This window comes from Acidovorax sp. NO-1, from assembly GCF_000238595.1.
GTDB lineage: Bacteria > Pseudomonadota > Gammaproteobacteria > Burkholderiales > Burkholderiaceae_C > Acidovorax.
Map to the genome: position 1 here is coordinate 38,968 of NZ_AGTS01000102.1, position 15,080 is coordinate 54,047.

14 protein-coding genes and 2 pseudogenes are annotated in these 15,080 nt (G+C 64.7%); 8 read left to right on the top strand and 8 right to left on the bottom strand.

All coding sequences use genetic code 11. The annotated features are described in order from the left end of the window. Window positions 1-113: 113 nt before the first annotated feature. From trxC to KYG_RS17505, 6 genes are all read right to left on the bottom strand, one after another. Window positions 114-554 carry a thioredoxin TrxC gene (gene trxC, locus KYG_RS17480; RefSeq protein WP_008906262.1) on the bottom strand — a complete coding sequence of 147 codons (441 nt, stop codon included), beginning with the start codon at window positions 552-554 and terminating at the stop codon, window positions 114-116. Continuing rightward, window positions 551-2,440 carry an ATP-dependent zinc metalloprotease FtsH gene (ftsH, locus tag KYG_RS17485; protein WP_034695163.1) on the bottom strand — a complete coding sequence of 630 codons (1,890 nt, stop codon included), beginning with the start codon at window positions 2,438-2,440 and terminating at the stop codon, window positions 551-553. The genes trxC and ftsH overlap by 4 nt, the downstream gene beginning before the upstream one ends. 20 nt (window positions 2,441-2,460) lie before the next feature. After that, window positions 2,461-3,891, bottom strand: a complete 1,431-nt coding sequence (gene cls, locus KYG_RS17490) for a cardiolipin synthase (protein ID WP_008906264.1) — start codon at window positions 3,889-3,891, stop codon at window positions 2,461-2,463. Between the two features lie 17 nt (window positions 3,892-3,908). Further along, window positions 3,909-6,677 (bottom strand): heat shock survival AAA family ATPase ClpK, encoded by a 2,769-nt coding sequence (gene clpK / locus KYG_RS17495; RefSeq protein ID WP_050813891.1) that lies wholly within the window; start codon window positions 6,675-6,677, stop codon window positions 3,909-3,911. A 149-nt stretch (window positions 6,678-6,826) separates the two neighbouring features. Then, window positions 6,827-7,396, bottom strand: coding sequence for an Hsp20/alpha crystallin family protein (locus KYG_RS17500; protein ID WP_008906266.1), 570 nt, complete (start codon window positions 7,394-7,396; stop codon window positions 6,827-6,829). A gap of 35 nt (window positions 7,397-7,431) precedes the next feature. Further along, the gene (locus tag KYG_RS17505; RefSeq protein WP_008906267.1) at window positions 7,432-7,713 is read right to left on the bottom strand and encodes a helix-turn-helix domain-containing protein; all 282 of its coding nucleotides are present in this window, start codon (window positions 7,711-7,713) and stop codon (window positions 7,432-7,434) included. Window positions 7,714-7,988: 275 nt separating this feature from the next. Here KYG_RS17505 and KYG_RS17510 point away from each other — a divergent pair. The 4 genes and pseudogenes from KYG_RS17510 to KYG_RS17525 form a co-directional block, all read left to right on the top strand. Continuing rightward, window positions 7,989-8,162, top strand: a pseudogene (locus tag KYG_RS17510) (IS110 family transposase); the annotation flags it as partial. Window positions 8,163-8,214: 52 nt separating this feature from the next. Continuing rightward, window positions 8,215-8,529 (top strand): DUF1153 domain-containing protein, encoded by a 315-nt coding sequence (locus tag KYG_RS17515; RefSeq protein ID WP_008906269.1) that lies wholly within the window; start codon window positions 8,215-8,217, stop codon window positions 8,527-8,529. Next, window positions 8,529-9,347 (top strand): IS3 family transposase, encoded by an 819-nt coding sequence (locus KYG_RS17520; protein WP_008906270.1) that lies wholly within the window; start codon window positions 8,529-8,531, stop codon window positions 9,345-9,347. The genes KYG_RS17515 and KYG_RS17520 overlap by 1 nt, the downstream gene beginning before the upstream one ends. A gap of 28 nt (window positions 9,348-9,375) precedes the next feature. Next, window positions 9,376-9,678: pseudogene (locus KYG_RS17525) on the top strand (conjugal transfer protein TraG N-terminal domain-containing protein); the annotation flags it as partial. Between the two features lie 7 nt (window positions 9,679-9,685). On the opposite strand, the gene KYG_RS17530 reads toward KYG_RS17525, so the two are convergent. After that, window positions 9,686-10,057 carry a DUF3742 family protein gene (locus KYG_RS17530; RefSeq protein WP_008906272.1) on the bottom strand — a complete coding sequence of 124 codons (372 nt, stop codon included), beginning with the start codon at window positions 10,055-10,057 and terminating at the stop codon, window positions 9,686-9,688. A 223-nt stretch (window positions 10,058-10,280) separates the two neighbouring features. Between KYG_RS17530 and KYG_RS17535 the strand changes: the two genes are divergently transcribed. The 3 genes from KYG_RS17535 (at window position 10,281) to mobH (ending at window position 13,999) form a co-directional block, all read left to right on the top strand. Then, window positions 10,281-11,039, top strand: coding sequence for a type IV toxin-antitoxin system AbiEi family antitoxin domain-containing protein (locus KYG_RS17535; protein ID WP_008906273.1), 759 nt, complete (start codon window positions 10,281-10,283; stop codon window positions 11,037-11,039). Continuing rightward, on the top strand, window positions 11,032-11,952 hold the full coding sequence (locus KYG_RS17540) for a nucleotidyl transferase AbiEii/AbiGii toxin family protein (protein WP_008906274.1): 921 nt from the start codon (window positions 11,032-11,034) through the stop codon (window positions 11,950-11,952). The genes KYG_RS17535 and KYG_RS17540 overlap by 8 nt, the downstream gene beginning before the upstream one ends. Before the next feature lie 202 nt (window positions 11,953-12,154). Next, entirely contained in the window at window positions 12,155-13,999 is a 1,845-nt protein-coding gene (gene mobH, locus KYG_RS17545) for a MobH family relaxase (RefSeq protein ID WP_008906275.1), read from the top strand. Window positions 14,000-14,025: 26 nt separating this feature from the next. On the opposite strand, the gene KYG_RS17550 is transcribed toward mobH, so the two are convergent. Beyond that, window positions 14,026-14,325 carry a helix-turn-helix domain-containing protein gene (locus KYG_RS17550; RefSeq protein WP_003282197.1) on the bottom strand — a complete coding sequence of 100 codons (300 nt, stop codon included), beginning with the start codon at window positions 14,323-14,325 and terminating at the stop codon, window positions 14,026-14,028. Window positions 14,326-14,430: 105 nt separating this feature from the next. Here KYG_RS17550 and KYG_RS17555 point away from each other — a divergent pair, with 105 nt between their 5' ends. Next, complete coding sequence (locus KYG_RS17555; RefSeq protein ID WP_008906276.1) at window positions 14,431-15,057, top strand: substrate-binding domain-containing protein; 627 nt, start codon at window positions 14,431-14,433, stop codon at window positions 15,055-15,057. Window positions 15,058-15,080 lie beyond the last annotated feature (23 nt).

Here is a 15,080-nt window from a genome sequence, read left to right on the forward strand (position 1 = left end):
TGCAACTGGGAACGCATTTCGTCAAAGATCGTATAGTTGGGGTCGCTATGCATCGCGGCTACGCACTTTCTTCAAGGATCGAACAACTGATAAGCAGGGTGGTTCGCGCCGGGTCATTGCGGCAAGCGGGATGTTACCCAGCGCATAATGTCCTGCGCGCCCATGGCGCCCGCCTGACGTGCAACCTCATGTCCCCCTCGGAACAAAATCAGGGTTGGAATGCTGCGAATACCGAACTGGGCGGCCAGGTGAGGCTCGGCCTCGGTATTTACCTTGGCCAACCTCACCTTGAGTTCAAGCAGGGAGGCTGCCTGCTCGAACTGCGGCGCCATCATCTTGCACGGTCCGCACCACGGCGCCCAAAAGTCAACCAGCAGCGGCAGGTCACTGCGCTCCAGATGACGGGCGAAGGTCGCTGTGGTCAGATCAATGGGTTCTCCGGTGAACAGCGGGTGCTGGCACCGCCCGCAATTGGGCTTCTCTGCCAACTTGTTGGCTGGCACGCGATTGATGGATTGGCAGTGTGGGCAGACGATATGAATGCTGTCACTCATGAGGTGGCTCCTTGGGACACAGAGGAAGTAATGGCTCCGGCAGTTGGGCCGCTGTGACATGGGGATTCGAGCTGTAGCCCTTGCGTCAGTTGCCGGATGCTGTATTCATCCAGCGTTTCCCGTGCGAGCAGTTCGCGCGCGCACCGCTCCAGCACTTCTCGGTTAATTTCGAGAATTCGGTATGCACGATCAAACACACCCATCACGATGTCACGGATGGCTTGGTCGATGCGTGTCTGAGTCGATTCGGCTACCCGGCAGCCACCCTGTACCAGTTCAGGCGCATCAAGAAAACGCGGCCTCTGTGCCTCAAAAGCAACGTACCCCAAGCCCTCATCCATGCCGAAGCGCGTAATCATGTCGCGGGCGATGTCGGTGGCCCGCGCGAGATCGTCTGAAGCCCCTGTGGACAGCTCGCCAAACACGAGCTTCTCAGCCGCGCGCCCTCCCAGGAGCACGGCGATCTTGTGCTCCAGGTCGGCACGTGTCATCAGAAATCGGTCTTCGGTGGGCCGCTGCAGGGTGTAGCCGAGTGCACCGATGCCACGCGGAACGATTGAAATCTTGTGTACCGGATCGGTGCCGGGCAGCGCCAGCGCCACCAGCGCATGCCCCATCTCGTGATAGGCCACGGTTTCCCGCTCCTTGGGATTGAGCACTCGGTTCTTCTTCTCCAGGCCCGCCACGATGCGCTCGATGGCGGCGGTGAAATCCTGCAACTCCACGGCGGACGCTTTGCGCCGGGTCGCGGCCAGCGCGGCCTCGTTGACCAGGTTCGCGAGGTCTGCACCCGAAAAGCCCGTGGTCAGCGCAGCCACCTGTTCGAGATCGATATCCTGAGCCAGCGTCACCTTCTTGACGTGGACTTTCAGGATGTCCAGCCGTCCCTTCTTGTCGGGCCGGTCCACCAGCACCTGACGGTCGAAGCGACCGGCGCGCAGCAGCGCCTGGTCGAGGATTTCGGGGCGGTTGGTGGCGGCGAGGATGATCAGCCCGACCGAGCTGTCGAAGCCGTCCATCTCCGTGAGCAGCTGGTTGAGGGTCTGCTCGCGCTCGTCGTGGCCGCCGATGGGGCCGCCGACGCCGCGCGCGCGGCCCAGCGCATCGAGCTCGTCGATGAAGATGATGGCCGGCGCCTGCCCGCGGGCCTGCTCGAACAGGTCGCGCACGCGCGCTGCACCCACGCCGACGAACATCTCGACGAACTCCGAGCCTGAGATGGAAAAGAACGGTACCCCGGCCTCGCCCGCCACGGCCTTGGCCAGCAGGGTCTTGCCCGTGCCGGGCGGGCCAACCAGCAACGCACCTTTCGGGATGCGCGCCCCGAGCCGTCCATACTCCTGCGGATTCTTGAGGAAATCGACGATCTCAACCAACTCCGCCTTGGCTTCATCGACGCCAGCGACATCGGCAAAGGTCACGCCAGTGTTCTTCTCCATGAATACCTTGGCACGGCTCTTGCCGATGCTCAGGAAGCCACCCATGCCCTGCTTCTCGGCGAAGCGGCGGAACAGGAAGAACCAGACGCCGAAGAAGGCCACCGCCGGCAGAATCCAGGAGAGCACATCACGTAGCCAGGTGCTTTCCACCACCCGCGCATAGGGCACGTCGTACTTGGACAGCCGCTCGGCCAGGTCGGGTTCGACACGGGTGGCCACGATGGTGGTCTTGCCCCGGCTGTCCGGCGATTTCAGGCGCCCGGTGACCGTGCGGTCCGACACCAGCACTTCGGCGACGCGCCCCTCGGCCAGCGCCTTCTCGAATTCGCTGTAGGGCACGGGCTCGACGGTCTTGGCCGCCTGCCAGTAGTTCTGCAGCGTCAGCAGCAACAGGCCGGCGACGATCCAGTAGCCAATGTTCCATTGATTTTCTTTTCCATGGGCAATGTTCCTCGCAAGTCGTGTCGCTAGAGAATGGGGGTGAACAGACGGGCCACCCCGTCGCGCAAGCGGATGGCCAGCGGGCGGGCGCGCAACGCCTTCGCCGATATCTCGCCCGACGCATCACGAGCGGCATCAAAAAGGGATTCCAGCCGCGTAGACAGCGCGGTGTCGTACACCTCCACATTGAACTCGAAGTTGAGGCGCAGGCTGCGCGCGTCCCAGTTGGCCGAACCCAGGCAACACCATCGGCCATCGACCAGCATCAGCTTGGTGTGATCGAAGGGGCCCTGCCGCTCGAAGATGCGTACACCGTGCTCCATCACCTGCCAGTAGTGAGCGCGCGCAGCCCATTGCACCGTGGGATGGTCGCAGCTCGCGGGTGTCAGCACCTCGACACGCACGCCGCGCAACGCGGCCGTGCTCAGCGCCGCGATCATCGGCTGATCGGGGACGAAGTAAGGTGTCCAGATGCGCACCGAATGCTTCGCCGCGCTCAAAGCGCCCATGAGGGTCCAGCGCATCCTGTCCAGGGCATCATCGGGACCGGCCTCGATGCCGCGCGCCCAAGAGTTTCCTTGTTCATCAGCCGTTGCGGGCGATTCGCCCCAGAAACCCTCGCTGAGCCGCTCGCCCGTGGTATCGCACCAATCATCGGTGAAGCACCGCATCAGATGCGCAACCACTGGCCCGCGCAGACGAAAGTGCAGATCGTGACAGGCCTGCTCCGGCGCATCGGGCCGCCAATACGGGCTGCAGATGTTCATGCCACCGGTGAAACCTGTCTCGCCATCGATCACCAGCAGCTTGCGGTGATTGCGCAGATGCGCGGCATGCAGGCGCGCGGGAATCAACGTCGGGTTGAACGTAGCTGCCGGAACGCCGGCGCGTTGCAAGGCGCGGTAGGCGCTGCGGGGCGACCAGCGGGCATAGACGTCGTCGATCAGCACCCGCACTTGCACGCCGCGCTCATGAGCCCGGCGCAGCGCATCGACGAACTGCGCCCCGATGCCTTGGCTGTCGAAGATGTACGAAGCCAGCGCGACGCTGTGCCGCGCCGATTCGATGGTATCGAGCATGGCCGGGTAGGCCTGCTCGCCATCGACAAGCGGCTCGATGCGGTTGCCGCCGGTCAGCGACTGGCCGGTGGCGCGTCCCACCAGGTGCGCCAGACCGGCAAGCGGCGCCGATACAGCCTCGGGCATCGTGGGCGAGAGGCCTTGCCGAACAGCATGATCTGCTCCCGGAAAAAGCCGCCGCGCCCGCCGCTGGTAACGGTTGATGCCGAACAGCCCATACAGCAGCGAACCGCCCAGCGGCAACAAGGCGATCAGCAGTACCCACAGCGTGGCCGATCGCGGGTCACGCTTGTAGATGATCGCGTGCCCCGCTGTGGGGATAGCGACCGCCAGCGACACGAGGGTGGCTGCCCATGTCAGCCCGTTGGGGTCGGACACGACAGCCTCCCCATAACTCAAGATTCGCCGCCCGCTGACTTCTTCTTGCGCTTAGGCTTGCTCTCGTCGCTCGGCGGCGCTTCGGCCACGTTCGCAGCATCGGGCTTTTCAGGCTCGGCCGGCTTCGCGGGTGGCTCCTGGCGCTCGAAGACCACCCGTTCGGCCTTGTCGTCCCAGCGCGCGCTGGCGTGATCGGCCTTGCCGATGCCACCACCCAGCATCTCGCGCGCCAATGCGGTCTCCAGTTCGCTGCGGATCAGCCGCTTGAGCTCGCGCGCGCCGAACTCGGGTTTGTAGCCTTCCTCCGCGAAGTGGTCGATCAAGGTCTGATCGAAGCTGAGCGTCACGCCCTGGCTGGCGGCGTTGCGGGCCACGCGATCGAGCTGCAGGCCGACGATATGGCGGATCTCCTCCTTGCCCAGCGCATGGAAGACGATGATCTCGTCGATACGGTTGAGAAACTCGGGCCGGAAGTGGCCGCGCAACACGTCCATCACCTCGGCCTTGGTCTTTTCGTACTCCTCGCCGGCCGCACCACGCGCCTTGAGACGACGCTGGATGATGTCCGAGCCCAGATTCGAGGTGGCGATGATGATGGTGTTGGTGAAATCCACCACCCGGCCCTTGCCGTCGGTGAGCCGGCCGTCGTCGAACACCTGCAGCAGGATGTTGTAGACGTCGGGGTGCGCCTTCTCGATCTCGTCGAGCAGCAGCACGCTGTAGGGCTTGCGGCGCACCTTCTCGGTGAGCTGGCCGCCCTCGTCGTAGCCCACATAACCCGGAGGCGCGCCCACCAGGCGTGCCACGGTATGGCGTTCACCGTACTCGGACATGTCGATGCGCAGCAGCGCACCCTCATCGCCATAGACGGACTCGGCCAGTGCCTTGGCGAGTTCGGTCTTGCCCACACCCGTCGGCCCGAGGAACAGGAAGGTGGCCACCGGCTTGCTGCCTTCGCGCAGGCCCGCGCGCGACAGCCGCACGGCATCGGCCACGGCACGTACTGCTTCGTCCTGTCCCACCAGGCGCTCATGCAGCCGCTGTTCCAGATGCAGCAGCTTCTCGCGTTCTTCCACCGTCAGCTCGTTGACCGGGATGCCGGTCAGCCGCGAGACGATCTGCGCCACGTGCTCTGCCTTGACCTCGGCGCTGCCCGAGGCGCGCTCGCGCTCCCAATCCTCGACAAGCTTCTTGAGTTCGGCCTCTTTGGCCTCGATGCGCTTGCCGAGCTCGGAAGCCTTCTCGTACTGCTTGCGCGAGGCCACATAGTCCTGCTCACGCCGCAACTGGTGCAGTTCGGCCTCCAGCTCTTGCACGGCCACCGGGCGGGCCGTGGCCGACAGCTTCACGCGTGCGGCCGCCTGGTCGAGCAGGTCGATGGCCTTGTCGGGCAAAAAGCGCGCGGTGATGTAGCGATCGGACAACTCGGCGGCGGCAATGATCGCGTCCTCGGTGATGCTGACCTTGTGGTGCGCCTCGAAGGTGTCGCGCAGGCCGCGCAGGATCATCATGGTCTGCGCTACCGTCGGCTCGGGCACCATCACCGGCTGGAAGCGACGCTCCAGCGCGGCGTCCTTCTCGATGTACTTCTGATACTCGTTGAGCGTGGTGGCGCCGATCAGGTTCAGTTCGCCGCGCGCCATCATCGGCTTGAACACGTTGGCCACGTCCAGCCCGCCTTCGCCGCCACCCTGGCCTGCACCGACGATGGTGTGCACCTCGTCGATGAAGAGAATCAGCTCGCCCTGGTGCTCGGTCACTTCCTTGAGAACCTTCTGCACGCGCTCCTCGAACTCGCCGCGGTACTTGGCGCCTGCCACCATGGCGTTGATGTTGAGTTCGACCAGACGCTTGTCGCGCAGCGTCTCGGGCACTTCGCCGGCGACCATGCGCTGCGCCAGCCCTTCGACGATGGCGGTCTTGCCGACGCCGGGCTCGCCGATCAGCACCGGGTTGTTCTTCTTGCGCCGGGCCAGCACTTCGATGGTCGTCTCGATCTCCTGCGCGCGGCCGATGACCGGATCGAGCTTGCCCTCGCGCGCCATCTTGGTGAGGTCGCGCGAATACTTGTCGAGTTCCGGCGTGTTGGTCGGCGTCTCGGCGCGGCCATCCTCGGCCCCTTTGCCGACCACCTTGCTTACCTGCTGGCGCAGCGCTTGCGGCGTGAGGCCGTAACGGCGCAGCAGGTTGGCCGCCAAACCTTCGCCTTCCTCGGCGAGCCCGATCAGGAAATGCTCCGGCCCGACATAAGAGTGGCCGAGTTCGTTGGAGGCCACGAAAGCACGGCTGAGCGCGTCCTTGACCCGGGGCGACACGCCGATCTCGCCCTCGAACGGCTTGTCGCCGCGCTTGGCTTCGGATTCGATCTGGCGCTTGAGGTCATCGACCTTGATCTTGAACTGCCCCAGGATGGTCTTGACCACGTCGCTGTCGGATAGCGCCAGCAGCAGGTGTTCGGTATCGACTTCGGCGCGCCCGAACTCTGCAGCGTGTCGGGCGGCCTCCTGCAATAGGGCCTCGGACTGTTCGCTGATACGGCTGGCGAGCCCACTGCCGCGACGGCGCGCGGTGCCCGTACCGGCCGGGGCGGGTTCGCCGAACGAGGCATCGACGACCTCGTCGGTATCGGCCGCCATGGACGGTGCGTCGTCACCGATGCGGAAGAAGTCGCTGCCAAGGAAGTCTTCGAACAGCCCGCTGCGCGAGCCGAACAAGGCTTCCAGCGGTGAGACGGTGCGCTTTTGCTGGCGCACCAGTTGGCGATAGTGATCGTCACACAACAGCATGGTGCCACCCGCACCGTGGCGGGCTGGCCGCAGACCTGGCATTGTTTTCTGGCCATGCTGATGCTCCTGTAAAGATTGATCTGACGAGGCACCGCCGATCACGGTGCCTCATCTCTTTGTGGTTTTTGAGAAAAACGCGCTGCCCCGCGTCAGCCGTTGATCGGGATCGAGCGCCCCTGCTTGGGCGTACTGGCCTCGCGCTTTTCCATCGTGATCGTGAGCACGCCGTTCTTGAAAGCGGCCTTGATCGTGTCCTGGTTGGCATCGGCCGGCAGGTTCAGAGCGCGCTGAAAGCTGCCGTAGGAGCGCTCCACCCGGTGGAAACCGCCGTCTTTCGTTTCCTGCTCCTGACGCTTTTCACCGCGCACCAGCAGCACGTCATTGTCGAGCGTGATCTGGATGTCTTTTTCCTCGACGCCGGGCACTTCCAGGGCGATCTTGTACTGCTTGTCGGTCTCCTGGATGTCCAGCGCCGGTTTCAGCAGGCCCGGCCACTCCGACGGCCAGCGTGGCATGGCCAGCGTCGGGAAACCGAAGCCTCGAAACGCGTCGTCGAACAGGCGGTCGATCTCGCGATGCAATTGCAGGATGGGACTGACGGGCCCACCCGCCACCGGCAGGTCATTGCGCTGCACCGGCAGCGAGGCAGTGCTCTGTTGTTCTTCCTGCTCCTTCTTGAACCAGTTCCAGGGAGCCAATTTCTTGAAATCAATGTCCATGTCACACCTCCAGAAGAAAAATTGAAGACTCTCGCTCACTCCGTTTGCCTGCGGCGACGGACAGCGCGCCCAGACGACACGGAGTGTTCCGCTGACTTTGGCTGCTCATCTGTGCGTATCACCTCCTTCTTTCTGCCCGCTTGGATCTGATCATTGATCCATTGATCGATTTCACTTTGACGAAACCGCCACGTCCCGCCGACCTTGAAGGCCGGAATTTCGCCGTGCGCGGCGAGCCGGTAAAGCGTCCGCTTGCCGACCTTTAAGTAGGTAGCCAACTCGTCGAGTGTGAAGATCGCCTGCTGGCGCGCTGTCATACCACCCCCACAAGTTCCGTCGTCACGCGGCCTCGCTCGAGGAAATTCTTGCAAGACTTTGCAAGATATTGCGCCTAACATGCCGAAAGTCAAGAGTCAACACCCAGCGACCTGCTGGCCGATTGATGTGACTCAATCGTAAGCAGCCAGGAAACAAATGTTGGCTGCCACCGCGATGGTGCTCCCCAAGTCATCAATCTGCAGCCATGTGAAAGGGGAAGTCCATGAACGAGATTGCCCGAGTCGGGGTGGATCTGGCCAAGCGGGTTATCTAGGTGCATGCGGTGGATGCGCGCGTGGTGGTTGCCAAGGCGCTGGCCGCTGACAAGTTTGCGGCCTGGTGCGCGGAGCTGCCTCCCGGCTGCCTGGTGGCCCTGGAGGCCTGCGGCGGTGCGCATCACTGGGCACGCAAGCTGCGCGGCTATGGGCTGGATGCGCGGCTGATTGCTGTAATGACCCAGTGATTTCCTGCTCAGGTGCTACCTTTTGACGGAGAGCACGATGAGCCAAGTGATGGAAGAAGAGATCAAGCGTTGGACAGCTCGGCGGAAGTCGGCGTTGGTACTGGAGATCATCCAAGGGAAGACGACGGTGGCTGAGGCGAGCCGGCAGTTCGATCTGGCGCCGTCGGAGATCGAGAGCTGGGTCGATGACGCCAAGCGCGGCATGGAGAACGCCCTGCGAGCGAAGCCGGAGGATGTACGGGACCAGTACGAGCGGCAGCTCAAGGACCTTCAGGAAGCCTACGGCGAGGCCATGCTGGAGTTGCGCGCCAGAAAAAAATTGGCGTCCCTGCTGGGCAAGGACGAGACCTGATGCTCTCGATCCAGCAGGGACTGCGCGCGGAGGGCTTCGAGGTCTCGATGGTGAAGTTGTGCCGGTGGTTCGGGGTGGCGCGGCGCACGGTGTATTACCGGCCGACGAAGGCGCCGCCGACGGTCAAGCCGGCGCTGGCCGAGCCCATCAAGGCGCTGATCGAAGAGGAGCCGTCGTTCGGCTACCGCACGGTGGCCGGACTTCTGGGCATGAACAAGAACACGGTGCAGCGGATCTTCCAGCTCAAGGGTTGGCAGGTCCGCAAACGTGCTGTGGGCCGGCGGCCCCGCATCCAGGCCTTGCCATCGGTGGCCCAGGGGCCCGATGAGCGTTGGGCGACCGATCTGTGCCGCATCTGGGGCGGCCGGGATGGGTGGCTGACGTTGGCGCTGGTCATCGACTGCCACACCCGTCAGTTGCTGGGCTGGCAACTCTCGCGAAGCGGCAAGGCCAGCACCGCCGCTGCGGCCCTGGAGCAAGCCCTGATCACCCGCTACGGCACGCTCGGGCGCGTCCCCGTGCCGTTCCTGCTGCGCTCGGACAATGGATTGGTGTTCACCAGCCGCCACTACACGCGGCTGGTTCGCAGCTATGGCTTGCAGCAGGAGTTCATAACACCGCATTGCCCGCAGCAAAACGGCATGGTCGAGCGTGTCATCCGGACGCTGAAGGAGCAGTGTGCGCACCGCCATCGCTTTGAGAGCCAGCAACACGCCATCCGGGTGATCGGCGACTGGATCCAGTTTTACAACCACCGGCGTCCGCATCAGGCGCTGGGCATGAAAACACCTGCTGAGGCCTATGCTTTAGCAGCCTGACCTGTGCAGAAACCGCTGGGTCATTACACTCGCGCGCTGGATCGACAGCACGATCCTGGACGTGCTCTACGGCTGGGGGTTTGGCGCCGACAGGCCGCACACGAACTTCGATCCGCTGATCGGCTTGAACAACGCCTTTGGCGACATGCTGCTCAACTTCGTCATGGCGATGATGTTCATCGTGCTGCCGACGTTTTGGGTCATGGCATTGGCTTGGGCAGGCGTTCGCACGGGAAATATCGTGCAGGGGTTGTCCACCGCCACCTCGGACGCCAAGGGCGCTGGAGGGCGTGGCGCTGGTATGGCAATGAGCGCCGTATCGAAGAAGTGACCGCCGTTCAGTCGTCGTCGGTCACATGCGGGTCGATGCGCCAGTCGCTCTTGTCATAAAGCCCGAAGCCGTTGGGGCCTTCCCTCCACTCGGGTTGCGGTTCCTCTTGATCAGAGTCGTCGTGCTGCACGAGCCATGCAGCAGTCACCGCAAAGGCAAGCAGCAGGGCCAGCCAGAACGCGGAGTAGAGCAGCGCACCGAGCACGGCGAGCTTCACGATCCAGAGCACCGCCGTCGCCGCGCCCGCGGGCACCCCGCGCGTCACCAGCCAGCCGGCGACACGCTGCTCGCGGCGCAGGTATCCACGCCAGGCACGGCCAGCCCCCCGGCCCAGCCGGTGGCTCCAGCGCCCGTTGTGCGTGTTGGTGGTCATGCTCATATGCCTCGGCTTCAGTGGTGCCTCACCTCGCGGAGCGGCCGGTCGTGGCCTGCCCTCCAGCATAGACCGCGATCAGGAGGGCGGGTTGCGGCCGGCAGAGCCGGGTTGGCTCGGGTCGCAGGGCGATTAGATTCTGCACTATAAATCAAACCTTATGCTACTTTCCATGCACGTTCCTGCGATAGCTCTAGGGGCTGATTGGATTCCGTGCTATTTTTACACCATGGATGGAAATTCTAGGCACCAGGTAATCAAGCGGCTGCAGGCGGGACTTCCCCGCGGGGCGCCGTTCGACCTTGCCACCCTGAGCCAGTTCGGGGTGTCGCCCCAGCTCGCCGCCCACTATGCCGACGGCGGGTGGCTCGTGCGCCTGGCCCATGGCGTCTATGCCTTCCCGAACGATGAATTCGGGGTCTACGGTGCGCTGAAGTTCCTGCAACAGCGCGTGCCCGGCCTGCACGTCGGCGGCAAGAGCGCCCTGGCCCTGCAGGGTGTGCGGCACAACCTGGGCAGCCGGGAGGCGCTGGTGCTGTGGGGCGACGGTCGTTTCGTGTTGCCAGCCTGGTTCACCTCGCGCTTTCCGGCCCGCTACGTCCACGCCCGCCTGTTCGACTGGCCGGACACGGCGCTGGCCAGCAAGACCCTGACCACGCCGCCTGGCCTGCCCGAGGATCTGCGGGTGGCTGCCTCCGAGCGTGCCGTTCTGGAGCTGCTGTACGAAGCCGGCGTCAAGCAGAGCCTCGAAGAGGCCCGCAACCTCTTCGATGGACTGCGTTCCCCCCGCAAGGACTTGCTCGGGCAACTGCTGTCTTGCTGCGCCAGCGTGAAGGCCGTGCGCCTGTTCCTCACCTGGGCGCGCGAGACCAGCCTCGTGGATGTCGATGCCCTGCTGGAACAGTACCCGGTTCGCACCGGCAGCAACACGCGCTGGATGAGCCGGCTCGATGACGGCACCTTGCTGAGCCTGAGACCTCATGGATAAGACCTACGGGGACACCGTTCGCCTGCTGCTGGCCGTCGCGCCCGACGTGTTCGCCAACGACATCTTCGCCATGAAGGGCGGCACGGCCATCAACCTCTTCGTGCGGGACATGCCGCGTCTGTCGGTGGACATCGACGTGGTATACCTCCCGTGGCAGACGCCGCGCGACGAAGCGCTGCAAGCCATCAACCAGGAGCTGGCCGCCATCGCCACGCGCGTTGCGCCACTGGGCGTGCAGACACGCCTGGTTCGCGCCAAGGACCTGGGAGACACCAAGCTGATCGTCGAGAACGACGCCAGCCAGGTGAAGATCGAGGTCAACGTCGTGTTCCGAGGCAGCGTGCTGCCCGTCGAGCGGCGGCCGCTGAGCGCCAAGACCAGCGATCTGTTCGGCGTCGAGTTCGAGCTGCCGGTTCTGGCACCGGACGAGCTGTACGCCAGCAAGCTGGTGGCCGCGCTGGATCGGCAGCACCCCCGCGACCTGTTCGACGTGTGGCAACTCTACGAATCGGGCGACATCGGCGACGGCATGGTCGAGTGCTTCGTGATCTATCTGGCGGGCCACAACCGGCCGCCCCACGAAGTGCTGTTCGGCAACGACAAGGACATCGCCGGCGAGTACGAGCGGGCCTTTGTCGGCATGACCGAAGTGGACTGCTCCCTGGAGATACTGCTCGACGCTCGCGGCAGGCTGCGGCGCGAGCTGCCACAGCGACTGAGCACCGCGCACAGGCGGTTTCTGAGCGGGCTGGCGCGCGCAGAACCGGACTGGTCGCTGGTGCAGTGCCAGCACGCCGCGCAACTGCCGGCACTGCGCTGGAAGCTCGCCAATCTCGAAACCTTCCGCAAGCGCCGTCCCGACGACTTCGCAGCGCAATCCGCCGCCCTCGACACCGGCTTGGGCCAGAGCTGACGAACATCCCGCAGCGCCCCACTTGCCGGGATTGCCCCATGCCGCATTCATCGTGGCATCCACGAAGCAACGGCCCTATACCCAAAGGCTTCCGACAAAGGCCAAAGGGCTGAGAAGGGGCAAAGGAAGGGCGCCAAGGGGAAAGGCCCTATCCTGAAAAGGCCAAAAGGCGCCCCGAGCAGCCCGTCATCCGGGGTTCGCCATGCTCTCGCTGTTCCAGCGCAAAAGGGTGCCACCCGCCGCCGGCACACCGCCCACATCCGCCATCGAAACTCCGAAAGGGTCGATGCGGCCGGAGTCGGCCGCATCGCTGCTGGCCACACCGCGTCGGCAGAAGCTGCTGGAACACATCTGGCAGCGCACCTCGCTCTCGCGCCGACAGTTCGCCACGCTCTACCTCGCCCCACTGGAGCGCTACGCCGAGCTGGTCCAGCAGTTCCCGGCCTCCGAGAACCACCACCACGCCTATCCGGGCGGCATGCTGGACCACGGCCTGGAGATCGTCGCCTATGCGCTGAAATTGCGGCAGTCATACCTGCTGCCTGCGGGCGTCACGCCGGAGGCACAGGCGGCCCAGGCCGAAGCCTGGACCGCAGGCACGGCCTACGCGGCCCTGCTGCACGACATCGGCAAGATTGCGGTCGATCTGCACGTCGAGCATGCCGACGGCAGCGTCTGGCATCCCTGGCACGGCCCGCTGCGAAAGCCCTACCGCTTCCGTTACCGAAAGGAGCGCGAGTACCGCCTGCATAGCGCCGCCACCGGGCTGCTCTACGCGCGCCTTCTCGATCGGGACATCTTCGACTGGCTCAGCGGCTATCCCGACCTCTGGGCCGCGCTGCTGTACGTGCTGGCCGGCCAGTACGAGCACGCCGGCACGCTCGGCGAGCTGGTCGTGCAGGCCGACCAGGCATCGGTCGCCCAAGAACTCGGCGGCGATCCCAGCAAGGCGCTGGCGGCGCCCAAGCATGCGCTGCAACGCAAATTGCTCGACGGCTTGCGCTACCTGCTCAAGGAAGAATTCAAGTTGAACCAGGCCGGCCCGGCGGACGGTTGGCTGACCCAAGACGCCCTGTGGCTGGTGAGCAAGACCGTCTCCGACAAGCTGCGCGCACATCTGCTGTCGCAGGGCATCGACGGCATCCCGGCGAGCAACACGGCGGTGTTCAACGTGCTGCAGGATCACGGCATCGTGCAGCCAACGCCGGATGGCAAGGCGATCTGGAAGGCTGCCGTCACCAGCGACGCCGGCTGGTCGCACGCCTTTACCTTCCTGAAGCTCTCGCCGGCGATGATCTGGGATGCCGTCGACCAGCCGGCGCCGTTCGCAGGCCGTGTGCAGGTCGAAGAGGAACAGGCGGAGCCGACGCCGCCGGCGGTGGCCGATGGGCCGCGCGCGGAAGGCATCGAGGCTGCATCCGCGAGCACGGCGCCGATCGCATCCGCAGCCACGGATACCGGCGTGGCCGCGCTGCTCGACCTGCTGGGCGACTCCGCTCCACCCACGGCACCGGAGATCCCGAGTTCCCCTGTTGCCGAGCCCGAGCCGGCCCCTTCGACCGTGCCCCCGCCGCAGATGAGCCTCGCGCCTTCCCAGGATCGCACGGAGCCCTCCGGGGCGCACTTCATGGCCTGGCTGCGTCAGAGCGTCCAGACGCGCAAGCTCATCATCAACGACGCCAAGGCCCTGGTGCATACCGTCGCCGGTACGACCTATCTCGTCAGCCCCGGCGTGTTCCAGCGCTACGCGCAGGAGTACCTTCAAGTCGCCGCGCTAGCCAAGCAGGAGAAGCTGGAGGGGTGGCAGTGGGTGCAGAAACGCTTCGAGAAGCTGGGACAGCACCGCAAGCAGCCGAGCGGGCTGAACATCTGGACCTGCGAAGTCACGGGGCCGCGCAAGTCGCGCCGGCTGCACGGCTACCTGCTCGTCAGCCCGGATGCGCTGTTCCAGGAGACGCCGCCAGACAACCCATACCTGCGGCTCCTCAACGAGGCCGCAAAGCGCGAAGATTCAGCCCTTGGGGGCAAGGACGACGATCAGGCGTAGGCATGCGGCCGCTGTGCGGGCCGGCTTCAATCCGCGGATGGGGCCGACTCTGCCAGCTTGGCTTCGGTCAGAGTCATCAAGTGGGCGGAACTGCATTTCAGCGCACGGGCAATCTTGAGGATGAGAGGGAGCGTGGGGACATGCTCGCCGCGCTCGATCTTGCCCATGTGCGACCGTTCGATGCCGGCCATGTGGGCCAGCGTTTCCTGAGCGATGCCCTGGTTGGTTCTCTCTTCCCGCACGGCAGCCCCAAACGCGATGGCTGGTTCCGCTTCGTAGGTAGTGGTGCCGGTGGGGCGGCCCCTTTGGATCGAACGCTTTGGCATTGCCAAGAGCGTCGAACACGGTCACGATTTAAACCACGTTAAACTTAACTCATCCAACGGCTTCGAGATCAGTTGCCACGAGTTCACCGCCTGGGGGAGCTGGACGTGGAATCGAGTGACATCACCGCCGAAATTCGCATGGCCGTCCTCGGCGAATGGGTGCCTCCCCAGCTCGCCGACGTGCTCGCCCTGCAGCGTGCCGAAGAGCCGGAGACTCATGCCGTCCTGGCCGGCTGGACAGATCCCGGTCGAGGCGCGGAGCTGCCGGACGACGGCTTCGACTTCGCCTTGTCTGCGGTTTCCCGGCAGTGGCCTGGCTGGGTATGCGAACCGCTGTGGCATGACACGCTGGCGGTCGCCGTGGCCAAGCGCTCCCACCTGCTGGCCTACCGTGAAGTGCCGTGCCAGGAAGTGCTCAAGCAGCCCTTGATCTGCTCGCAGTCCACGGCCGATGAACCATGGCGCATGACCGTGCAGCGTGTGTTCGAGAACGCGCTGCAGGAGCGAGAGCAAGCGGTGGAGACATTCGATGTGGCGATGACGTTGGTTGCCGCCGGGTACGGGATCGCCATTGCGCCTGCCGCGAGACTGGCGAGCTACCTACGCCGAGGCGTCGCCGTGCGGCCGCTGGCCGGCGCACCAACGATCGTGATGGCTTACCTGCTGCGCCGCAACGCTTCCTTGTCGGACACCCAGGCAAGATTCGCCCGCCGCGCGCGCTTGGTGTCCTGACAGATACGCCGGGATCGCGGTTT